Annotated in this window: 21 protein-coding genes; 17 read left to right on the forward strand and 4 right to left on the reverse strand. The window is 60.1% G+C overall.

Annotated features, from left to right (window positions below; genetic code table 11):
• Positions 1–278 precede the first annotated feature (278 nt).
• Positions 279–1,307: an AraC family transcriptional regulator gene (locus R1T40_RS11505; protein ID WP_317384199.1), complete on the reverse strand. Its 1,029-nt coding sequence runs from the start codon at positions 1,305–1,307 to the stop codon at positions 279–281.
• Between the two features lie 455 nt (positions 1,308–1,762).
• On the opposite strand from R1T40_RS11505, the gene R1T40_RS11510 reads away from it, so the two are divergent.
• On the forward strand, positions 1,763–2,578 hold the full coding sequence (locus R1T40_RS11510) for a 2-dehydro-3-deoxygalactonokinase (protein WP_317384200.1): 816 nt from the start codon (positions 1,763–1,765) through the stop codon (positions 2,576–2,578).
• A gap of 21 nt (positions 2,579–2,599) precedes the next feature.
• Here the strand turns inward: R1T40_RS11510 and R1T40_RS11515 are convergent, their stop codons facing one another.
• Positions 2,600–3,406 carry a TIGR03084 family metal-binding protein gene (locus R1T40_RS11515; protein ID WP_317384201.1) on the reverse strand — a complete coding sequence of 269 codons (807 nt, stop codon included), beginning with the start codon at positions 3,404–3,406 and terminating at the stop codon, positions 2,600–2,602.
• A gap of 308 nt (positions 3,407–3,714) precedes the next feature.
• On the opposite strand from R1T40_RS11515, the gene R1T40_RS11520 reads away from it, so the two are divergent.
• Positions 3,715–4,830, forward strand: coding sequence for a hypothetical protein (locus tag R1T40_RS11520; RefSeq protein ID WP_317384202.1), 1,116 nt, complete (start codon positions 3,715–3,717; stop codon positions 4,828–4,830).
• 81 nt (positions 4,831–4,911) lie between these two features.
• Here the strand turns inward: R1T40_RS11520 and R1T40_RS11525 are convergent, their stop codons facing one another.
• A complete protein-coding gene (locus R1T40_RS11525; protein ID WP_317384203.1) occupies positions 4,912–6,045 on the reverse strand; it encodes a THUMP domain-containing class I SAM-dependent RNA methyltransferase in 1,134 nt (377 codons plus the stop codon).
• A gap of 275 nt (positions 6,046–6,320) precedes the next feature.
• On the opposite strand from R1T40_RS11525, the gene R1T40_RS11530 reads away from it, so the two are divergent.
• From R1T40_RS11530 to R1T40_RS11570, 9 genes are all read left to right on the forward strand, one after another.
• Positions 6,321–8,054: an ABC transporter substrate-binding protein gene (locus R1T40_RS11530; protein ID WP_106162006.1), complete on the forward strand. Its 1,734-nt coding sequence runs from the start codon at positions 6,321–6,323 to the stop codon at positions 8,052–8,054.
• A 181-nt stretch (positions 8,055–8,235) separates the two neighbouring features.
• A complete protein-coding gene (locus R1T40_RS11535; RefSeq protein ID WP_106162005.1) occupies positions 8,236–9,312 on the forward strand; it encodes an ABC transporter ATP-binding protein in 1,077 nt (358 codons plus the stop codon).
• 9 nt (positions 9,313–9,321) lie between these two features.
• Entirely contained in the window at positions 9,322–10,395 is a 1,074-nt protein-coding gene (locus R1T40_RS11540; RefSeq protein ID WP_317384204.1) for an ABC transporter ATP-binding protein, read from the forward strand.
• A 6-nt stretch (positions 10,396–10,401) separates the two neighbouring features.
• Positions 10,402–11,265: a carbohydrate ABC transporter permease gene (locus R1T40_RS11545; RefSeq protein ID WP_106162003.1), complete on the forward strand. Its 864-nt coding sequence runs from the start codon at positions 10,402–10,404 to the stop codon at positions 11,263–11,265.
• A gap of 14 nt (positions 11,266–11,279) precedes the next feature.
• The gene (locus tag R1T40_RS11550; RefSeq protein WP_106162002.1) at positions 11,280–12,077 is read left to right on the forward strand and encodes a carbohydrate ABC transporter permease; all 798 of its coding nucleotides are present in this window, start codon (positions 11,280–11,282) and stop codon (positions 12,075–12,077) included.
• Position 12,078: 1 nt separating this feature from the next.
• Complete coding sequence (locus tag R1T40_RS11555; RefSeq protein ID WP_106162001.1) at positions 12,079–12,357, forward strand: DUF2160 domain-containing protein; 279 nt, start codon at positions 12,079–12,081, stop codon at positions 12,355–12,357.
• 300 nt (positions 12,358–12,657) lie between these two features.
• Positions 12,658–13,053, forward strand: coding sequence for a BlaI/MecI/CopY family transcriptional regulator (locus R1T40_RS11560; RefSeq protein WP_106162000.1), 396 nt, complete (start codon positions 12,658–12,660; stop codon positions 13,051–13,053).
• The gene (locus R1T40_RS11565; RefSeq protein WP_317384205.1) at positions 13,043–14,182 is read left to right on the forward strand and encodes a M56 family metallopeptidase; all 1,140 of its coding nucleotides are present in this window, start codon (positions 13,043–13,045) and stop codon (positions 14,180–14,182) included. The genes R1T40_RS11560 and R1T40_RS11565 overlap by 11 nt, the downstream gene beginning before the upstream one ends.
• A 106-nt stretch (positions 14,183–14,288) precedes the next feature.
• Positions 14,289–14,951 (forward strand): GntR family transcriptional regulator, encoded by a 663-nt coding sequence (locus R1T40_RS11570; RefSeq protein WP_317384206.1) that lies wholly within the window; start codon positions 14,289–14,291, stop codon positions 14,949–14,951.
• A gap of 33 nt (positions 14,952–14,984) precedes the next feature.
• Here the strand turns inward: R1T40_RS11570 and R1T40_RS11575 are convergent, their stop codons facing one another.
• Positions 14,985–15,911 (reverse strand): carbohydrate kinase family protein, encoded by a 927-nt coding sequence (locus tag R1T40_RS11575; protein ID WP_317384207.1) that lies wholly within the window; start codon positions 15,909–15,911, stop codon positions 14,985–14,987.
• A 381-nt stretch (positions 15,912–16,292) separates the two neighbouring features.
• Here R1T40_RS11575 and R1T40_RS11580 point away from each other — a divergent pair, with 381 nt between their 5' ends.
• From R1T40_RS11580 to R1T40_RS11605, 6 genes are all read left to right on the forward strand, one after another.
• Complete coding sequence (locus R1T40_RS11580; RefSeq protein WP_317384208.1) at positions 16,293–17,705, forward strand: cytochrome ubiquinol oxidase subunit I; 1,413 nt, start codon at positions 16,293–16,295, stop codon at positions 17,703–17,705.
• Between the two features lie 12 nt (positions 17,706–17,717).
• A complete protein-coding gene (cydB, locus tag R1T40_RS11585; RefSeq protein WP_317384209.1) occupies positions 17,718–18,722 on the forward strand; it encodes a cytochrome d ubiquinol oxidase subunit II in 1,005 nt (334 codons plus the stop codon).
• On the forward strand, positions 18,722–18,817 hold the full coding sequence (locus tag R1T40_RS11590) for a DUF2474 domain-containing protein (protein ID WP_317384210.1): 96 nt from the start codon (positions 18,722–18,724) through the stop codon (positions 18,815–18,817). The genes cydB and R1T40_RS11590 overlap by 1 nt, the downstream gene beginning before the upstream one ends.
• A 305-nt stretch (positions 18,818–19,122) precedes the next feature.
• Positions 19,123–20,739, forward strand: coding sequence for a peptide ABC transporter substrate-binding protein (locus R1T40_RS11595; protein WP_317384211.1), 1,617 nt, complete (start codon positions 19,123–19,125; stop codon positions 20,737–20,739).
• Positions 20,740–20,810: 71 nt separating this feature from the next.
• Positions 20,811–21,740: an ABC transporter permease subunit gene (locus tag R1T40_RS11600; protein ID WP_106161992.1), complete on the forward strand. Its 930-nt coding sequence runs from the start codon at positions 20,811–20,813 to the stop codon at positions 21,738–21,740.
• On the forward strand, positions 21,737–22,669 hold the full coding sequence (locus R1T40_RS11605) for an ABC transporter permease (protein WP_317384212.1): 933 nt from the start codon (positions 21,737–21,739) through the stop codon (positions 22,667–22,669). The genes R1T40_RS11600 and R1T40_RS11605 overlap by 4 nt, the downstream gene beginning before the upstream one ends.
• Positions 22,670–22,671 lie beyond the last annotated feature (2 nt).

The raw sequence follows: 22,671 nt of genomic DNA on the forward strand, positions 1-22,671 counted from the left end.
GCTATCGGAAAGGCCCAACCCCCAGGCGATGGCCTTAACGATCAATGTCAATGTGCCGGGTGCACCAGGTGCGCCCTAACTTCGTCCCTAAAAATATCTTATTTGCAGAAAAATCGATGTAAATCTGACCAAATGGTTATCATGCCTATCTACAAGCGCTTTCTGAGAGCAAAAAGCGAAACAGTCCACGCCTGAGATGGGGTTTGTTTACAAAATGGTGCGCTGTGACCTCACACCATCACCATGAGAATCACCTGCGAGGGGCATCGCAATAGATTTCAAGATGATTTCAGCGCCTGGGTTCGATAGCTGCCGGGGCTTTGGTCGTTCCAGCGGCGAAACGCGTCGTTAAAACTGCTCAGGCTGGAATACCCGAGAAGGAAGGAGATTTCCGACAGGGATTTTTCGTTCTGGCGCAAATAGCGCAGCGCAAGGGATTTCCGCACCCCTTCCAGGATCGCAAAGAAACTTGTGCCTTCTCCGGCCAGCTTACGGGACAGGGTCCGCTGGCTCATCTCCAGCGACTTGGCCACCTTGGCGAGACTGGCATCTCCATCGGACATGCCATCCATAATCAGACGCTCGACCATGATGGAAAGATCGTTTCGACCATGCGCGCCCCCCAACCTCAGAAGCGCGGCGTGCTCCATCAATAGACTGAGCAACCCTGCATCTGCGGTTACCAACCGTTGCTGCAGATCCTGTCTGCGAAAGGCCAAACGGTTGCAGCGTGCCCGGTATCCGGGCGCCAGCCCAAAGACGGCCATCGCGTCGGCTGGTTGTGCCGGTGGGGTATGCATGAACTCAACAGCAACAGGTGCAACGGCCTCCCGCGTCAGCTTGTGCAGGCTGCGCACCAACAAGGCGGCCGTGAACTCACTCCAATGACGCAGGTCGAGTTTACCCTGCGAACCGTAGTCCCATCGCAGCTCCACAAGACCTGTTCCCGCCCCTTTCGATGGGTCGACATTGGCAACCTGAAAGACCGCGCTGAGTTCGGTCAGCGTCCGCAAGGCCTCGCCCAGCGTTGCAGAGGCACTGACAGCATAGCCGACCAGGCCCGCGTCTCTGAGGGTGCAGTGTTTCGCAAGCGAATAGCCGATAAGAGGATCCGCGCAGGTGCGTTCAGCAACCTCAAACGCAAGCGAATGCTCATGAACCGGCAAAGACTGAGAAGGATCATCAAACGCCTCGGGAAGCGAGAGCTGCTGTGCGACCAGATTGGAAAAGTCGTGCCCTTTCCCTGATACGTATTCCGCAAGCCGAACCAGAAACGCTCCGCCATTCGGAGCGAAAACATCTTTCACAACTGACCCTCCGCATGCCGAGCAGGCAGGCCGGAGAAGCGGCCAACTGGCCGTTTGAGACACACGCTACGGGTCGTTGCTATATCGCCAAGCCTATACATTTACTGGACCTCACAGATACGCATACTTCAAAGGTGAATACGCGCTAACAGATTTCAAAAAGTAACATAGTCCGTACGTCGAAAGGCTCGGAAAATTTCCGGACTGTTGCGCATAAGGCAAAGCTACCCCAGACAGAAATTGCATTGCAGCTGGCCTCAGGGGCCGTCGCGTCCGTTCCCTCGACGTCTTTTCTTTATATTCTAGTTGTCTAAAAACCTCAGCGTTGCTTCGGTTTAATTCGCCAAACCAAAAGTATAGTGGCGCTAACCGGAGGGGCGCAGGGTGGAGCGATTGTGTTCTGCTTATTTTCGAGGCATCACGGGGAGCAACAGGAACTCAGCCCCGAGGCCCCCATGACCGACCCCACAGACATCTGGATCGCCTTCGACGAGGAACATCGACCACCGAGGGCTTGGAAAATGGCAGGGGCCTCCCCCTCCGGCAGCCCCGTGGCGGTTGATGGGTTGGAGCAAGCCTGCGCGCTGGCACCGGAGTGCCCTGTCCTGACGGCCGCGGACGCAAAGACAGACGCGACCGCACTTCCCGCCAGTCCTTCAACGCTGAAGATAATTCAGTCTGGCAGGGTACACACCGTCGCGGCCCTCTCTCAGGAACGCCCCCATGCGCGACTGGCAGGCGCGGCCAACCGGATCGCCGGCTTCCTCAGCCTGAACAAAGACTGGGATGGCGTGATTTGCGTTCCTGGCTTTGACACTACGGTCTGGGCGCTGATCAGTGCAGACGAAGTGGTGAGCGTTCTGGCCTTTGCAACCGTGCCATTGGTCGAGGCCCTGAGCCCGGTAGACATTCACCAGACGATGCCCGATGCAAACGCGCTTTCGGATCACTTGCAGGACGTCACATCGAAGCCAGAGAACCTTGCCCTGCGCACCGCCGAAACCCGGCTACTCTGGGCAACAGATACGCTGAGCGACGGGGCCGCGCTGGGACAGATCTGGGGCGCTGCGCTCGGGGCTGAACTGGCGGCCTCCAGGGCCTATTGGCTTGGGCAGAACTTGGCGCTGATTGCCCCGGCCCCGCTGGCGGCCCCCTACAAGAAGGCGCTCGAGGGACAGTTTGTGCCCGTCACTGAAACAGACGAGGCCCGCATGACGCTTGCAGGGTACATCAACGCATACCAACGCCTGCGCGCTGCACCGGACGCATAACGGTCGCCTTGCGCCACACCGTTAGCTTTCCTGCAGAAGACGAAATCGCGTACCCGGTGCTGGCGGGGCTGTTGGTGGGCCGGCAAAACACTGCGCCTGCATCATCCATTGTCGCGCCGTGCCATTGGTCGCCTTGACTTGAGTATCCGACCAATGGCGCACCTGCGTGACGATCTGCGCAAACTCAACGGCAGATCCCTCGACCCGATTGCCCTCCTGTGGCGTGTTCCAGGCCCAGACCTCACCCGAAGGCGCCGTAAGCACCACATGCGGCGCAGGCTCTGGAACCGAATGCCCGTGGACCCGAAAGCTCCAGCCGAATGTCGCGACGCCCAGATGCGCGATATTGCGGATCCGGTCGGTTTCTGGCCGCGCCTGTCCCAGCAGGTCGAAAACCTCCTGGCCATGCGCCCAGGTTTCCATCTGTCGGGCGGTGATCGCGCTGAGCGCGCTCATATCCGGCCCCACCCAAGGCACGCGCGCCTTTGGGTCCGCCTTTAGATACGCTCCGGCCAGCCTGTCTACGCCGGCCCGCCATGCACGAAACAAATCTGGGCCACGCAACCCGTCAAGCCAGGGATACTGCAGCTCCAGTATGCTGGCACCACCCGCAAGCTCAGCCATCGCAGAGGCCATCATGGCCTCGAACGCCTCCGGTCCTTTCAGTGCGGCTTCTGCCGCGGCGTTAAAGAAATGCAAATGCCCCAAGACGTCATTCACCGTCCAGTTCTTGAACTGTGTGACGGAGTCGAACACATCTTCCGGGGCCTCTGCGAGCAGGGCGAACAGCACGCTACTCTCTTCGCGGAAATCTTCAGCCTGCTGCATCGCTTACCCCTCATCACTGACGCTCATGAATGCGTCAAAACTGTGCCAGCCAACCGAATCTTGGCAACCGTGAATGTCCAGTTATGACGCTGCGGAAACAATACAGTCACGAGCGCCTCACTGTTCGAGACCGATCGCCGAATAAAGGCTAATTTTAATAGAATTTAAGAAAAAACTAAGGCGCGGGCGCTGGCCTTCATAAGCTGCATCCTTGCGGCCAGCATGTGTTCTTCTTCGAGGTTCCTCGCGGAAGCATGCCTGCGGGCCGCATTTTGGAGTTTGGGACAAGAGTAAGAAGGATAGTAACCATGTCTTGGGGTTCTTTTGGGTGGGGCGGTTTCTCGTGGGGGGGATCGTACAGCTTTGGCGGAAAATCACTTTTCGGCGGAGGCTACAGCAGTTGGAGCAATCACGGCTGGACCTACGATGCTTGGTCGGGCTGCGGTGGAAAGTCAAAATCCTGGCGTGATGACGACGATGATCAGGATGATGGCCGCAGCGGGTGGGACTTCGGCTGGGGTCACGGTCGCGGGCGTGACCGGGATGAGGACCTGGATGACGATCAGGACGACCGCGACGATGACTGCGATGATGACGGCGGGCGTGGCGGTCGCTGGGGGCGTTGGGGCCGAGACCGCGATGACGATGACCGCGGCGGACGGGGCCACCGGTGGTGGGATCGCGACGAAGATGATCGCTGCGGGCGCGACGAGGACGAAGACGACGAGGATGAGGACGACGATGACGATACCCCCCTCCCCCCGACGGACGGCGGTGACGACGGCGACGGCGACGGCGACGGCGACGGCGACACAGGTGGCGACGATGGCGGAACAGATGGCAAGACCACCATCGATTTCACCCTGGGCAACAGCCAGCAATTGACCTTTGAAGTGAGTCAGACCGAACAAGGCACCCTGTTCTTCAAGGTCGTTCCAACCTCCTGGGATAGCGAAGAAACCGACATCGACGGCATTTTCATGAACCTGACCGACGATGCGACGGCAAACGGGCTGAACATCCACCCGGATGAAAACGCCATCCCGCTGACCAATCAGGAAATTGCGCCCAATGGCGTGAACTCTCTGGAGGATGGCACAACATTGTCGGAGAACTTCGACATCGGCCTGCAATTCGGGCAAGAGCCAAACAGCACCGACGGTTTCGTTGACAACCTGTCCTTCACCCTCTGGTCCGACAACGGCCCGCTCTCGCTCGAGGATGTGGACCTGAACAATATCGCTCTGGTCACCGGCCTCGACAACGACGACCCTCAGGTCATCGTGGGCGGCCTCGCAGGTGATGTGACCGATACGGTTACAACAACATTGGACGACGTTCTAAGCCTCATGAACCAGGAGATCCCGGAGGATGAGGAGACCTTGGATGACGCTGAAGAAGACGCGTTGATGGACGTCGCCTAACATCAACTTGCACTGTTCTGAGCAACTTCACGAATGGCGAGGGCACGATCATGTGCCCTCGCTGCTCCACAGACACAGCCGTTATTTAAGGGCATCAGTCCGGAATAGGCGCACCTTCAAACCGCCATGGGCAATCGGCGCCCCCAACGGCAGAAATGGCAGCCCAGTGGCACGCGCCAGCTGCGTGTCGCTTGTGATGATGCCCACGCGCCACCCCGAAAAACGCGACTTCAGCACCTCGCCAAGCGAGCCGTATACCGCGAAGAGCTGCTTTTTGTTGCCAATCCGCGCACCATAGGGCGGGTTGACCATCACGAGGCCCGGCGGGCCATCGGGTCGTTGCAAATCACTCACCGCCGCATGGCTGAACCGGCAGAGATCTGCAACACCAGCGCGTTCAGCGTTCTGCGTCCCCATCTCCACCGCACCGGCGTTTCGGTCAGACCCATGAAACGTCAGGTCAACGTCACGCGGTTCGGCTATCTCCGAGCGGAGTTTGCGCCAGTCCGCCTCGTCGAAATTGGACAGTCGCTCGAACGCAAAACTCCGGCTGCGCCCTGCGGCCAGCCCCCGCGCGATTTCTGCAGCCTCGATCACGAATGTACCAGAGCCACACATGGGATCCACGACAGGCTCCTGCCCATCAAACTCACAGGCCTGCAGAAACAGCGACGCAAGCGTTTCGCGCATCGGAGCTTTGCCGACCGCAACTTTGTGCCCCCGTTTGTGCAGTCCCTCGCCAGAGGTATCGACGCTGAAAATGCAGGTATTGTCGTCAATGCGCACCTTGACGGTCACCGGGTCCGCCTCGTCGTCGGATTTTGAGATCGGCGCCCCAAGTTCCTCGCTGATCGCTGTTTCGATACGCTGTGTCGCCGCACCGGCGTGGTAAATCTTGGACTTCTTGTTGGTGACCACCTCAACCTTCACCGGCACATCCGGACGCAACACATCCCCCCATGGGAACTTGCGTGCCCGCTTGTCCAACTGCGCAAGGTGGAAGGCACGGAACGACCCGATCCTGGCCAGTACGCGCGTGGCACCGCGCAGATAGAGGTTCGCGCGCCGGACATCCCCCCAGTTGCCCTCAAAGCTGACCCCGCCCGGAACTTGCCGCGCGGCGGCAAACCCCAAATCCTGGGCCTCTTTACGAAGGATGTGTTCCAAACCCGGTGGGGCGATGAGAAAAATTTCAAAGGTGTGATCTGCGTTCATGAGCGCTCTCATATCCGGAATCATCCGCTGCCGATATCCCAAAACGTTCCAGAACATAGGTCAGAATAGCAGACATATTTGACGCGCTGCGGCACGAAACACGCCTCACCTTGCGTCACATGCAGCGCCACGTGCGTGAATTAAAATCGTTCCTTATCAACAAATTACATCATTACTAAAAAATTAGTTTGACAAAACTCCGACCGCAGTGAAGTCTCAGGACCAGTCGGATGAGCGATAATCATCCGACCTTACAGACTTTAGGGAGGAGAAAGATGCGCAAGTATCTTTTGTCCGCAGTTGCAGCCGGGGCTGTTATTGCGGCAACGGGTTCGTATGCCGACGAGGCAGCGGCCCAGAAATGGATTGACGAGGAGTTCCAGCCCTCGGTTCTGAACAAGGACGAACAGCTGGCCGAGATGCAATGGTTCATCAAGGCAGCCGAGCCCTATTCGGGCATGGAGATCAATGTGCTCTCCGAAGGCATTCCGACCCATGCGTATGAATCCGAAGTGCTGACCAAGGCATTTGAGGAAATCACGGGCATCAAGGTGAACCACCAGATTCTGGGCGAAGGCGAGGTCGTACAGGCCGTGCAAACCCAGATGCAGACCAAGCGGAATCTCTATGACGCCTACGTCAACGATTCCGACCTGATCGGCACGCACTCGCGCCTGCAGCTCGCCTACAACCTCAGCGACATGATGGAAGGCGAGTTCAAGGATATCACCAATCCCGATCTCGACCTTGACGACTTCATGGGCACCCAGTTCACCACCGGCCCGGATGGCGATCTCTATCAGTTGCCGAGCCAGCAGTTTGTGAACCTCTACTGGTTCCGCAAGGACTGGTTTGACCGCGAAGACCTTCAGGCCGCCTTCAAGGAAAAATACGGCTACGAGCTGGGTGTTCCGGTCAACTGGTCCGCCTATGAGGACATCGCCGAGTTCTTTTCCAAAGACGTGAAGGAAATCGACGGGACCGCCATCTACGGCCACATGGATTACGGCAAACGTGCGCCGGATCTGGGCTGGCGGATGACCGATGCGTGGCTCTCGATGGCCGGCGCGGGCTCCAAGGGCAAACCAAACGGCGTTCCGATCGACGAATGGGGCATCCGGATGGAAGAAGGCACCTGTAACCCGGTGGGCGCAAGCGTCACCCGCGGTGGTGCCGCAAACGGTCCGGCTGCGGTCTACGCGATCCGCAAATGGGACGAATGGCTGCGTAAATACGCCCCTCCAGGTGCGGCGTCTTATGACTTCTACCAGTCTCTGCCTGCATTGGCGCAAGGCAATGTTGCCCAGCAGATCTTCTGGTACAGCGCCTTTACCGCCGACATGGTGAAGCCGAAGTCCGAAGGCAACAACACCGTCGACGACAACGGCACGCCGCTCTGGCGCATGGCGCCGTCGCCGCACGGCCCCTACTGGGAAGAAGGCCAGAAGGTCGGTTATCAGGACGTGGGTTCCTGGACCTTCCTCAACTCCACCCCGATCGACCGCGCACAGGCCGCATGGCTCTATGCACAGTTTGTCGTCTCCAAGACCGTGGACGTGAAGAAATCCCACGTTGGGCTGACCTTCATCCGCGACAGCTCTGTCCGGCACGAAAGCTTCACCGAGCGCGCGCCGAAACTGGGTGGCCTGGTGGAATTCTACCGTTCGCCTGACCGCACCGCATGGTCCCCGACCGGCGTGAACGTGCCTGACTATCCGAAGCTGGCCCAAATCTGGTGGCAGCAAATCGGCGACGTCAACTCTGGCGCCTTCACTCCGCAAGAAGCCATGGACCGTCTCGCCGAAGAGATGGACATCACCATGGGTCGGATGCAGCGTGCAGACGAACAGGCCGAAATCTACGGTGGCTGCGGCCCGCGTCTGAACGAAGAGAAAGACGCGGAGTGGTGGTACGCCAATGGCGGCGCCAAGCCGAAACTGGAGAACGAAAAGCCCCAAGGCCAGACCGTGAACTACGACGAGCTGGTCGCCCGCTGGGCCGAGAACTGATCTCCCTGGGGTCTCCCCCCCGTTCGTGCCGGGCCTGACCAACGGGCCCGGCTCCACCTGCCCCGGCTGATGTGCCCTGCGATTGCGGGCCCGCCGGCCGGGGCTTTTCCTTCGACACCACGATAGCCCGACGCGCATGGGGGAAACCCTGTGAACGCAGGGCCGGAAAGTTCCAACCACCATGGCACTCGAACTCAGATCCGTGACAAAACGCGTGGGTGGCGTTCTCCATATCAAGGAGACCTCCCTGACGCTCGAACCCGGTCAATTCAACGTCCTGCTGGGCGCAACCGGATCGGGAAAGACCTCTCTTATCAAGATGATGGCCGGGCTTGACCCGATGGCCTCCGGCGCGGTCCTGATGGACGGCGAGGATGTCACCCGCCTCAGCACGCAGAAGCGCAACATCAGCCTCGTGCATCAATTCTTCATCAACTACCCGCATATGACAGTCTACGACAACATCGCCTCGCCGCTGAAGGTCGCGGGCATGGCCAAGTCGGAACTGGACGACCGCGTGCAGGAAGCGGCACAGATCCTGCAGCTGACCCCAATGCTGCACCGTCGCCCCCATGAACTCTCTGGCGGTCAGCAGCAGCGCACCGCGCTGGCGCGTGCCATCGCCAAGGAAAGCCGGGCCGTGTTCCTAGATGAACCACTGGCCAACCTCGACTACAAACTGCGCGAGGAGCTGCGCGACCAGCTGCCCGAGCTCTTTGCCGGTCGTGGCGCCGTGGTGGTCTACGCGACCTCGGAACCCGAAGAAGCCTTGCTGCTGGGCGGCAAGACCGCGTTGATGCGTGATGGTCGCGTCACCCAGTTCGGCCCCACCGCCGATATCTACCGCAACCCGGAAAACGTCGAGGCGGCGCGGGTGTTCTCCGATCCACCGATCAACACCGCCACCATCACCAAGCAGGGATCTGAGGCCCGTCTGGGCGCGGATGTCCGCTGGACGCTCGAAGGTGCAGCGGCTGGCCTGCAGGACGGCACCTATACCATCGCCATCCGCCCGCATCACGTGGTGCCGGTGGCCGAGGCCGCCGGTCTGGTCAAGCTCAACGGCCGGGTGCAAGTGACGGAGCTCTCCGGCTCCGAGAGCTCCGCGCATTTCGACCTCGCCGCCTCCGGCCAGGAGACCTACTGGGTCTCGCTCAGCCATGGCGTGCACCCTTACGAGGTGGGCGAACTGCATGATTTCTATATGGATCCCCGGGCGGCCTATGTCTTTGCCCCCGACGGCTCCCGCGTGGCATGAGGCGATAAAATGGCCAAGATTACCCTGTCCAAACTGCGGCACAGCTACATGTCCACCCCGAAATCCGACAGCGACTACGCGCTGAAGGAGATCGACCTCGACTGGAACGACGGCGGCGCCTATGCCCTGCTCGGCCCCTCCGGTTGCGGCAAATCCACCCTGCTGAACATCATCTCCGGGCTGCTGGTGCCCTCCGAGGGGAAAATCCTGTTTGACGGCAAGGACGTCACCAAACTGCCCCCCGACCAGCGCAACATCGCGCAGGTGTTCCAGTTCCCGGTGATCTACGACACCATGACCGTCTACGACAACCTCGCCTTCCCGCTGCGCAATCGCGGCCGCGACGAGGCCATGGTCAAGACCCGCGTCATGGCGATCGCCGAGATGCTGGAGGTCACTGAGATGCTTGACCAGAAAGCCGCCGGCCTGTCGCCAGACAACAAGCAGAAGATCTCCATGGGACGTGGTCTGGTGCGCGAGGACGTCAATGTGGTGATGTTCGACGAACCGCTCACCGTGATCGACCCGCATCTGAAATGGAAACTGCGCTCCAAGCTCAAGGAGCTGCACCAGCGCGTTAAGGCGACGATGATCTACGTCACCCACGACCAAACCGAGGCGCTGACCTTTGCTGATCAGGTGGTGGTGATGCAGCTGGGCGAAGTGGTGCAGATCGGTACGCCGGTGGAGCTGTTCGAACGCCCAGCGCATACTTTCGTCGGCCACTTCATCGGCTCGCCGGGCATGAACATCATCCCCTGCTCTTACGACGGCAGCGCCAAGATCGAGGGCCAGCCCGTCACCTTGGAAGGTCCCGTGCGCGGCACCCCCGCAGGCCAGACCGAAATCGGCATCCGCCCGGAATTCGTCTCACTCTCTGATACCGGCCTGCCCGCCACGGTCACCAAGGTTTCCGATGTGGGCCGCCACACGGTCGTCGAATGCGACTGCCTCGGCCACAAGGTGAACGCCGTGATCGAGGAAGGCGCCGCGCCGCAAAAGGGCGACAGCACCCACCTCGCCTTCCGCCAAGACCAGACCCGGCTTTATGTCGACGGCTGGCTCGCCACTGACCCGGAGTAACAGCAAATGAAAACCGAAAACCAAAAAGCATGGTTCTTTGTGCTGCCGGTCCTGCTGCTGGTAGCCTTCAACGCCCTGATCCCCATGATGACCGTCGTCAACTACTCCGTGCAGGAGACCTTTGGCGACAACGTCTTCTTCTGGCAGGGCCTGGACTGGTTCGAACAGATTCTGCGCTCGGACCGGTTCCACGCCGCCCTTGGCCGGCAGTTCCTGTTCACCTTCCTGATCCTGATCATCGAGGTGCCGTTGGGCATCGCCATCGCGCTGTCGATGCCGCGCCAGGGCTTCTGGGTGCCGGTCTGCCTCGTGCTGATGGCGCTGCCGATGCTGATCCCGTGGAACGTGGTTGGCGCGATGTGGAACATCTTCACCCTGCCCGACATCGGCCTACTGGGGTACTTCCTGAACCATACCTTGGGCATCAACTACGACATGACCCAAGACCCGATCGCCGCCTGGGTGACCATCGTCACCATGGACGTATGGCACTGGACCTCACTCGTGGTGCTGCTGTCCTATGCTGGTCTCGTCTCGATCCCTGACGCCTATTACCAGGCGGCCAAGATCGACGGCGCGTCCAACTGGTCGGTGTTCCGCTACATCCAGCTGCCGAAGATGAAAACGGTTCTGACAATCGCTATCCTGTTGCGGTTCATGGACAGTTTCAACATCTACACCGAGCCGTTTGTGCTCACCGGCGGTGGCCCCGGCAACTCCACCACGCTCCTGTCGATCGACCTGGTGAAAATCGCCCTTGGTCAGTTCGACCTTGGTCCCGCCGCGGCGATGTCGCTCATCTACTTTGCAATCACGCTTCTGGTCAGCTGGCTGTTCTACACGCTGATGACCAAAGACGATCAGAACTAAGGGAGGGACCAGATATGCAGAAACGTTCCATCGTCCCCATCGTCTATATCCTGTTCCTCATGCTGCCGATCTACTGGCTGGTGGCGATGAGCTTCAAGACGACCAATGAAATCCTCTCCGGCTTCTCGCTGTTTCCGCAGACCTTCACGCTGGAAAACTACAAGGTGATCTTCACCGATCCGACCTGGTACTGGGGGTACATCAACTCGATCCTCTACGTGTCGATCAACACGGTGATCTCGGTCTGCGTGGCGCTGCCTGCGGCTTATGCCTTCTCGCGCTACCGCTTTCTCGGCGACAAGCAGCTGTTCTTCTGGCTGCTCACCAACCGGATGGCCCCGGCGGCGGTCTTTGCCCTGCCCTTCTTCCAGCTCTATTCCGCTGTGGGTCTTTTTGACACCCATCTCGCGGTGGCGCTCGCGCATTGCTTGTTCAATATTCCGCTGGCGGTCTGGATCCTCGAAGGCTTCATGGGAGGCGTGCCAAAAGAGTTGGACGAGACGGCCTATGTCGACGGCTATTCCTTCCCGCGCTTCTTCGTGTCGATCTTTCTGCCTGCCATCAAGGCCGGCGTCGGCGTGGCGGCCTTCTTTTGCTTCATGTTCTCTTGGGTCGAACTACTCCTGGCCAAGACCCTGACGGCAGTTGCGGCAAAACCCATCGCCGCCACCATGACCAAGACCGCATCCTCCGCAGGCTACGAGTTGGGCCTGCTGGCGGCGGCGGGTACACTGACCATCATTCCGGGCGCCATCGTGATCTATTTCGTCCGCAACTACATCGCGAAGGGCTTCGCGATGGGGAGAGTTTGATATGCTGAGCTGGATGGCCTGGACCTGGCCCACCGCCCTTGTGTTCATCGGGATCTTCTCTGCCATCGGCGTGCTGATCCTGTTGGAAATCCGCACCCCCGGCGGCGATGCCCGCAAAGGTATCCTCGGCCTGACCACGACCCGAGGGGACCGGTTGTTCATCACGCTTCTGGGCACTTCCTACATCTTCTTGGCCTGGCTGGGGCTGGTGGGAATGCCGCTCTGGATTCCACTGGGTCTGGCAATCGCCTGGGGAATCTTCAGCTTCTGGAAGGTGTAACGCGCCATTCCAGACACACTCAAGAACGGTCCTGAGGGCTCATCTGCACCTCAGGACCATCTCGGCAAACCGTCACCGCGCCGCCTCACACGCGCCGCCGGCGGTCCGGCCATCGCCTCTCCTGAGACGTAGAATCGGCGCGCGGAAGCGCACAATTTTAAAACCCGGCGCAGGTCCCCCACGCATCTTCTAAAAAAGTAGTTTTCGTCAAAGCCAAATTCCCCTAGCATCACACCTGATCCCTTGAAGATCACCGTGACTTCTCCCCCGGTCGCGGCCCGAACAGCAAAGCTTGGACATATGCGCAAGAAACAGGACCATTCCCTTCTGACCGAGGTCGAACTCGAATTCATGACCGTGGTCTGGGATCTGGGTCAGGGATCCGTGCGTGATATCCTTGCCGAGCTGAATAAACTGCAAGAGCGCGCCTACACATCCGTGGCCACTGTTCTCAAGATCATGGAACAGAAAGGGTTTCTGACCAGCGAGCGGGTCGACCGTTCCCTCGTCTACCGCCCGGCCATTCCAAAGGCAGACTATCAAAAGACGTCGCTCAAAAACCTGTCGAGCAAGCTTTTCAACGGCACGCCGGCGGCCCTCGTGGCCCGGCTGGTCGATGATGAGGACATCACCGATGACATGCTCGAAGAAATGCGTGCCCTTCTCAATGAAAGGCTGGGGGACAATGAAATCTGATGCGCTTCTGAACGCCTACATAGATCTGAACCTTCTGGTGTGTGCCGGTGCGCTGCTGTGGCTCGCCGCCCGCGCAGGGTTGCGACGGACCTCCCTCGCCACCGTCTACGGCCCGCAACTGCGACTGCTGAACAGCATGACGGTGCTGCTGGTGCTGACACCCGTGCTGGTGTTGATCATGAACGCCAGCGGTCTGGGGCATCCGCCGACGCTGTCGGACATGCTGGTCTCGCAATACCTGCAGGGCAATGTGAACATGTCCGCCACGCAGTTCGAAGCGATGATCGGCATGCGCGAGGATCTGGTGCGGGATCTCACTGCCAGCCAGGCGATCTGGAGCCGCAGCGTCGCTGTGCTGCTCATCAGCGGAGCCGCCATTTCTGCCGTGCTGCTGGGCCATGCCATCCTGCGGCTGCGGAGTGCCCTTGCCTCGGCCTACCTGTGGAAACGGATCGGTCGCGTCGATTTGCTGCTCAGCGACCACACCGCCGTGGCCTATTCCACCCGGGGTCTGCGTCGTCTTTACGTGGTGCTGCCGACCTCACTGCTGAACGATCCGCGGGATCTGCGTCTGACGCTGGCGCATGAGTTGCAGCATTTCCGCCAGAAGGACGTTGAAACCGCATTCCTGATGGAATGTCTGCGTCCGCTGCTATTCTGGAACCCGGCCTATTACCTGTGGCGCCGGGACATGCGGTCGGTGCGGGAGTTTGCTTGCGATCAGGCCCTGGGCGCCCGCGCGCGCTTTGACCTGCGCAGCTATTGCGAATGCCTGATCCGCGCCTCTGAACGGGCCCGCCGGACGCCGATCTTCCTCAGCTCCCGTAGCCCCTCTGTCGCGCTTCTGGACCGGCGCGAGATCTTTCGGGCACCGATCCTTGCCCGCCGCATCATCGCGATCACGGAACGTCGTCCCGAAGGACGCCAGGGGATGGTCTGGGGCGCGGTCGCCGCTGTCATTGCCGGAGCGGTTCTGGCCACGGCTTTCCTGATCCAGCGCCCCGGTGATTGGAGCCATGATCGCATCATGCTCTCGACCATCGTAAACCTTGAGCGTATGGCCAACCGCAGCAGCGCGCAGGCCACGGTGACGGCACTGAACGCGGGTTTTGCGACCTCCGCCAATTAAGTCCGGGTCGACAGCAACAGCCCTCGGTAAATCGCCCTGCTCAAGACCCAAACGCTTTGCCCTGCCCTGCCTTCCTCGCTATGAACCGCTCGAGGAGAGACATGTCATGAAACTGCAGCCCATCGATATTTCGAAAACAGCCTCTGCCGCGTCGATCGTGTTCGATGCGCTGCGGAAGGCCATTATCGAGGGTGAGCTGGAAGAAGGCACGCCGCTGCGCCAGGACGAGATCGCCCGATTGTTCAATACCAGCCGCATTCCAGTGCGCGAGGCAATCTCTCGACTGGAAGAAAAGGGACTGGTCGCCTCACAGCGGTTCAAAGGCGCCGTCGTCGCCGGACTTGACCTCGATGAGCTGCGCGAAATCTTTGAATACCGCGCCCTGATCGAACCCGAGGTCATATGCCGCGCCGTTCCCCGCATGGATGGTGAGGCGCTAGAAGAGGCCAAGTCTTTCTTCCACGGTTTGAACTCCACCTGCGACCCCATCGCCTGGGGGGATCTTAATCGCGGCTTCCATGAACGCCTCTACCGTGCGGCACGCCTGCCCTATCACGAGGACGCCATCGACAAAGCGATGGATCGTGTGGACCGCTACTTGCGCGCCGCGTTGATCCGGTCAGGGAATGTGGCAAAATCAAATGCGGAGCATCTGGCGATCTGGCAGGCCTGCGCCGACGGTGACGCCGACCGCGCAGCGGAGCTGACCCGAGATCACATCACCCAGTCCTGTGCCGGGCTGGTTCAGAACATGCAGACCCGACGCTGATCTCACCGCCTCGGGTCCAGCCCACTGTTTGCGTCAGAGTTCGTCGAGCCAAGGCGGGTTTGCCCCCGCCCGCGACACCGTGATCGCAGCAACCTTGGCCCCGAAGGACAAGGCCTGCTTCAGATCCTCTGGCCCCAGCCTACGCAGGGCTGCCTTTGTCATAAGCCCCATCTCATCAAGCCGCGCCATCACGCCAGCATTGAAGGTATCGCCTGCGCCGACGGTATCAATCACGTCCGCACGCTCAGCCGCGACCTCAACCATATCGCCGTCTGGCAACAGGCCAATTGCTCCGTCAGCGCCACGCGTGACCAGAACCACCGCCGGACCGCAGGCCTGCAGCGCCGCGGCCTGTGCCTGCAGGCCCGCATGATCCGGCATGATCCAGGCCAGATCCTCATCCGAGACCTTTACCATATCCGCCCGTGCCAGCATGGCCATCAGCCGCGCCCGATACCGACCCTCGTCCGGCGCGAACCCGGGCCGAATGTTGGGATCCACCACAACCGCGCGCTCCGCCCCTTCTCGGTCAAGGAACGCGGCATAGGTATCGGCGCAGGGTTCACAGGCAAGGCTGATACCACCAAAGAACAACGCGCCCACGTCAGGCGTGATCTTTGGCAACACATCTGTCGTGATCATCCGGCCAGCCGTGTTCTCGTCATAGAATGCATAGCTTGCGTGGCCGTTCTCGAGTTTGACAAAAGCCAGCGTTGTCGGCCTGTCAGATCTGACGAGGTAGTCCACCGCAACATGACTGTCGCCCAGCGCCGTCGCCAACTGCGTTCCAAAAAGGTCGTTCGACACGCCGCTCAGCAGCCCAACCTTGCGCCGCAGACGACCCAGCGCGATCGCCGTGTTGAAAACTGCACCACCGGAATGGGCCACAAAGGCGTCCTGCCCGGATGCCCTCCCCGTCGGGATCATGTCGATCAGCGCTTCGCCACAACATAAGATCATTATTTCGGTCCTGCCCTCTTTTCGATGAAACCGGCCCGCGCAGAGCCAACTTGCAAGCACAGTTTAGCCGCCCGCAGATGTGGGCGCTAACATTTTTCAACTTTCCTGACAAACTTTTCCGCATCTTCGCTCCAAAACGCCCCTAACGGCGCGTGGCCACCACATGACGCGGTCTTCAGGGCATGGCTCGCCGGCAGACTACATAGCTGAAATTGCGGTTTTTTCATTTAAAGCAACAGATTAAACGCATATTGCTCGAGTGACGCTCGGCCGCAAGTGACAGCTTGACGCGCGACATGGGCGCGCAAAGGCACATGTGACAGATTGTTTTTAACGGCGGGTGGGTAGAAGTTGCCCAAAGATCTACGGCAGGAGATTCCTATGCTGGACGGCACCACAGCCGAAACTTTGGCGCGTATTCAATTCGCTTTCACAGTATCCTTTCACATCATCTTTCCGGCGTTCTCGATCGGGCTGGCAAGTTATCTTGCTGTACTGAATGCGCTCTGGCTGCGCACGCGGAACGACACCTATCTTGCTCTCTTCGACTACTGGAAAAAGATCTTCGCCGTCGCGTTTGGCATGGGCGTCGTCTCTGGCATCGTGATGGCTTATCAGTTTGGCACCAACTGGTCGGTGTTCTCCGACAAAGCCGGGCCGATCATTGGACCTCTGATGGCGTATGAAGTGCTCTCGGCCTTCTTCCTTGAAGCGGGTTTCCTCGGCATCATGCTGTTTGGACGCAAGCGGGTCGGCGACAGGCTGCACATGTTCGCAACCGCCATGGTTGCCTTCGGCACATTGGTATCCGCGACCTGGATCCTTTCGGCGAACAGTTGGATGCAGACGCCCGCGGGCTATTCCATCGCCGCGAATGGCCAGTTCATCCCCGAAGACTGGTGGCAGATCGTGTTCAACCCCTCCTTCCCCTATCGGCTCGTGCACATGGTGTTGGCGGCCTTCCTCACCACCGCCTTTGTCGTCGGTGCGGTGGGCGCCCTGCATCTGCTGCGAGATCGTGCCGACAAGGACGCCAGGCGAATGTTCTCGATGGCGATGTGGATGGCGCTGATCGTGACACCGCTCCAGATTTTCATGGGGGACGCCCACGGCCTCAACACGCTGGCGCATCAGCCGGTCAAAGTCATGGCGATGGAAGGCCATTATGACAGCCACCCCGACGGCGCACCTCTGATCCTCTTTGGCATCCCGAATCCGGAGGAGAAGCGCATTGATTATGCCATTGAGGTGCCAAAGCTGTCCTCCCTGATCCTCAAACATGATCCGAACGCGCCGATGGAGGGCCTCGATACCGTGCCGGACGCGGACGAACCGCCGCTCACCATCGTATTCTTCAGCTTCCGTGTGATGGTGGGGCTTGGCTTTGCCATGCTGGCCGTTGGGCTCTGGAGCGGTGCCGCCAGGCTGCGCGGGCGCCTCTACGAGAGCCCTTGGTTGCATCGCGCCTGCCTTGTGATGGGGCCGTCGGGGTTTGTGGCGGTGCTTGCAGGCTGGATCACTACAGAAGTTGGACGTCAACCTTTCACGGTCTATGGGCTGCTGCGTACCTCGGAGAGTCTTGCACCGGTCGAGGCACCTGCGGTTGCCACCTCGTTGATCGCCTTCGTCGTGGTCTACTTCTTCGTCTTTGGCGCGGGCACTGCATATATCCTCGCCATGATGAACAAACGACCTGCAACATTGCGCCTCGGCCTGCGCAATGCGCCGGTGCGCGCTGCAGGTATGCTTGCGCCGCGCGAGATCGAACCGCTCACCCCGAAGACTCAAAACTGAGGACGCCGCACCATGGAATTCGACCTTGCATTCATCTGGGCGGGCCTGATCGCCCTTGCAGTTCTGACCTACGTCATCCTCGATGGCTTCGACCTTGGCCTTGGAATCCTGTTCCCCTTTGCCAAGTCGAACGAGGAACGTGACCTGATGATGAATTCCGTCGCCCCGGTCTGGGACGGCAACGAAACCTGGCTGGTGATGGGAGGCGGCGGACTGTTTGCCATGTTCCCATTGGCCTATGCCGTCATCATGCCCGCACTCTACATGCCGATCATGTTGATGCTGCTGGCGCTGGTGTTTCGCGGCGTATCCTTTGAATATCGCTGGCGCGCGCAGAGATACAAATGGGTCTGGGACGCAGCCTTCGCTGGCGGGTCGCTCCTGGCGGCTGTCTGTCAGGGCATCGCCCTCGGGGCACTGGTGCAGGGGATCGAGGTTGAAGGCCGCGCCTATGCCGGTGGCTGGTTCGACTGGCTCAGCCCCTTCTCCTTGACGACCGGCCTGGCCGTGGCCGTGGGCTACGCGCTGCTCGGCGCCTGCTGGCTGATCATGAAGACCGAAGGGAACATCCATCACCACATGCGGCGTGTGGCGGTGCCCTTGGCGATCAGCACTCTGGCTCTGATTGGCGTTGTGAGCCTGTGGACACCGTTTCTGGACCCGGTCTATTTTGCGCGCTGGTTCAACCTGCCCGGCAGCCTTTGGAGCTTCTGCGTCCCGGCTCTGATGGCGGTTCTGATCTGGTTGTTGTTTTCCGGCCTGAAAAGCGGGAGAGATCAACAGCCCTTTTTTGCGGCACTGGGGATTTTCACCACCTGTTTTATTGGCCTCGGCGTCAGTTTCTACCCGATGATGGTCCCCCCATCGCTGAGCATCTGGGACGCCGCAGCACCAGACAAAAGCCTGTCCTTCACCTTGGTTGGTGCCGCCATCCTGCTCCCGGTGATCCTCGCCTATACCGCCTACGCCTATTGGGTGTTTCGCGGCAAAATGGACCCGAGCGAAGGATATCACTGATGCGACGCTGGCTCTGGTTCTTTGGCCTATGGTGTCTCAGCGTCGCGATGCTTGGTGTCGTGGCCATGGCGATCCGCTGGGCAATCATGCCGTGAGAGGCGCGACGTCGCGCGCCTCCATAAATCTATCGTAATTTGCGCTTCCGCATATGCGCGTCAGCTTGCATTCCCTCTGGGAATCTGGCCCGCTGGCGCTTGCTCAATACGCTGTCGGAACAGGAAAGGCCGTGCGTAGAATTGACGTAGCGGAACCGTTTCCGCGCCCAAGTACCGCATTTTTCGGCAATAACTTGCACACTACCGGCCTCATTCGAAGAATTGCGGTAATTTAACGCTTCTCAGTTTCTAGCTCCTCAGGCAGGGTATTGGATACAATAACCAATCAATAAAGAGGGAGACCCATGTCCTACAAATCGCTTCTCATACCCGCCCTGCTGTCCGGCACCATGCTCAGCCCGGCCTTTGCCGCTGACGTGCCTGCAGATGCCAACCTCGCCGCCGACCAGACCTTCACCTACCGTGTCATGGATGAATTCTCCTCCTTCGACCCGCAGGTCGTCGAGGGTGTCGTCGGCGCTGAAGTGGTGCGTGACCTCTTCGAAGGGCTCTACAACCAAGATGCGGACGGCAACAACGTCCCCGGCGTTGCGCTCAGCCATGAGGTCAGCGAAGACAACATGACCTACACGTTCACGCTGCGCGACGACGCCAAATGGTCCGATGGCAAGCCCGTGACTGCGGGGGATTTTGTCTACGCTTGGCAGCGCGCGGTAGAGCCCGAGCTGGCCTCCCCCTATGCGTGGTACATGGAGCTGATGTCGATCGAGAACGCCTCCGCCATCATTGCGGGCGAGAAGCCGATCACCGATCTGGGCGTCTCCGCCCCTGACGATCACACGTTGGTGGTGCAACTGAGCCAGCCATTGCCCTATTTCGACAAGATGGTGAGCCACGCCACCACCTTCCCGGCGCCAAAATGGGCGATCGAGGAACATGGCTCCGAATGGACCCGGCCGGAAAACATGGTCTCCAACGGCGCCTATATGCTGACGGAACACGTGCTGAAGGAACGCTCCGTGCGCGAGCGCAATCCGATGTACTGGGACAACGACAAGACCGTGATCGACAAGGTCGTGACCCTCAACATCGGCGACGAGGCCCAGGGCCTGACCCGCTACCGCGCCGGTGAGGTCGACAAGACCGAGATCCCCGCAGGTCAGTATCCGACCCTGAAGGAAGAGTTCCCTGACGAGGCCTATGCCCTGCCCCGCCTGTGCAACTATTATTTCACCTTCAACGTCGAAAACGGTCCGGAGGCATTCAAGGATGCCCGCGTGCGCCAGGCGCTCTCCTACGCCGTTGACCGCAGCGTGATCACCGACGCTGTGTTGCAGGGCGGCCAGTTCCCGGCCTTCACCTTCACCCCCGGTGCCACCGCCGACTTCGAGGTGCCCGAGGTCGAGTATTCCACCATGACCCAGGCCGAGCGCGACGCGAAGGCCAAGGAACTGCTGGCCGAGGCAGGCTATGGTCCCGATGGCGAGAAGCTTGCCTTCAACTACCTCTACAACACCTCTGAATCGCACCAGCAGGTGGCCATCGTTGCCTCGCAGATGTGGAAGCAGAAGCTCGGCGTCGACGTGACGCTGGAAAACCAGGAATGGAAGGTGTTTCTGGAAACCCGCGGCAACCAGAACTTCGACATGGCACGCGGCGCTTGGTGTGGTGACTACAATGAGGCCTCCACCTTCCTCGATCTGCTGACTTCGCCCTCCGGCTACAATGACGGCAAATACTCCAACGCCAAGGTGGACGAGCTGATGACCGAGGCGAAATCCTCGCAGAACACCACCCCGCTCTATGCCGAGGTTGAAAAGATCCTGGCGGACGAGATGCCTGTTGTGCCGGTCTATCACTACTCGACCAACATCATGCTCGACAGCTCAGTACAGGGCTGGCCGATCCACAACGTCGAGCAGAACTGGTACTCCAAGGACCTCTACAAGGTCGCCGAGTAACCCCTTCTGAAACATCAACAACCCATCGCCCCGGTCGCCAGCGCGCAACCGGGGCGTCATGAGGCAGTTACATGTTGAACTATACCCTGCGCCGCCTGTTCACGGTGGTGCCGACGCTATTGGTTCTGATCGTCTTCTCGTTCTACCTGATGCGTCTCGCCCCCGGCGGGCCCTTCACCTCCGAAAAACCCCTGCCGCCCTCGGTCATGGCCAATGTGCTGGAACGCTACGGCATGGACGAGCCGCTCCATGTGCAGCTCTGGACCTATATCAAGAACATCGTCTTCCATTTCGATTTCGGCCCCTCCTTCAGCCAAAAGGATCGCACCGTGAACGACGTGATCGCGCAGGGGTTCCCGGTGACGCTCACCTACGGGTTCTGGTCGGCGGTCTTCGTGCTGGCCTGCGGCATCCCGCTCGGCATCATCGCAGCACTTCGGCACAATTCGTTCTGGGACTACTCGATGACGGGACTGGCGATCTTCAGCCAGATCTTCCCGAATTTCGTGCTGGCGCCGATCATGGTGCTGCTGTTCACCCTGTCCTGGGGGCTGCTGCCCGGCGGCGGCTGGAATGGCGGCCAATGGGAATACATCATCATGCCGGCGGTTGCGCTCGGCACCTCCTACATGGCCGGGGTGGCCCGCCTGACGCGGGGCTCCTTCCTTGAGGTGATGAATTCACCCTTCATCCGCACCGCCCGCGCCAAGGGCCTGCCGGAACGCACCATCATCATCCGCCACGCACTGAAACCGGCGCTGCTGCCGACGCTGACCTACATGGGACCGGTCTTTGTCTACATGATCACCGGCTCCGTCTTCATCGACGTGTTCTTTTCCACCGGCGGCATCGGGCAGGACTTCATCGACGGCGCCTATAGCCGCGACTACTCCATGCTGCTGGGGCTTGCGATCCTCTATTCGGTGCTGACCTTCACCCTGAACCTGTTGCTCGACCTTGCCTACGCCTGGATCGACCCCAAAGTGCGGAGCAAGCTGTGACCACTGCCAAGAAACAGATGAACGCCCCCGCCTATGCCGAGGCCGCCGCGGAGGAGATGATCACCTCCCGCTCGTTCTGGGCCGATGCCCGGCAGCGCTTTCTGAAGAACCGCATGGCCGTGGTCTCGGTGCTAATGCTGGTGCTGCTGGTGCTGTTCGCCATCTTCGGCCACAGCCTTGCGCAGTGGAGCTACGAGGAAATCGACTGGAACGTCCTCGGCAAGGTCAAGACCGAGGGCGGCCCTACGCTGGCCAATGGCCATTACTTCGGCGTCGATGAGCTGGGCCGCGACCTTTATGCCCGTGTCGTGCAGGGCAGCCAGACCTCCCTGCTGGTGGGCTTCCTCGCCGGCACCGCCTCGGTGATCCTCGGCTCCGTCCTCGGTGCCACGGCGGGCTATTTCGGCGGTCGCACCGACCAAGTCATCATGGGCGCCTATACCATCTGGCTCTCAATCCCCTACATCATCTTCTTCGTGGTCTGGCAGGCCTTCTTTGGCCGCTCGCTGACGCAGATGATCCTGGTGATCATCCTGGTGAACTGGACCGCTGGCCTGTTGATCGTGCGCGGTCAGGTGATGATGTTGAAGAACCGCGAATTCGTGGATGCCGCCCGGATGCTGGGGATGAGCAATTTTGCCATCATCTTCAAACACCTGATGCCCAATATCCTCTGGGTGATCGTGATCTACACCTCGATCGTCATTCCCGAGGTCATCATGATGGAAAGCCTCGTCTCCTTCCTCGGCGTCGGCATTCAGGAGCCCAATACCTCCTGGGGGGCGCTGATCTCCGAAGGGGCCCGCACCATGACCTTTGGCACCCTGTGGCAACTGGCCTTCCCGGCCGCCTTCTTCGTGATCGCACAGGTCTCCCTCTACTACATCGGCGACGGTCTCCGTGACGCCCTCGACCCGAAGGACCGCTGAGA

Origin of the sequence: Tritonibacter scottomollicae (assembly GCF_032924845.1) — a bacterium.
Lineage (GTDB): Bacteria > Pseudomonadota > Alphaproteobacteria > Rhodobacterales > Rhodobacteraceae > Epibacterium > Epibacterium scottomollicae.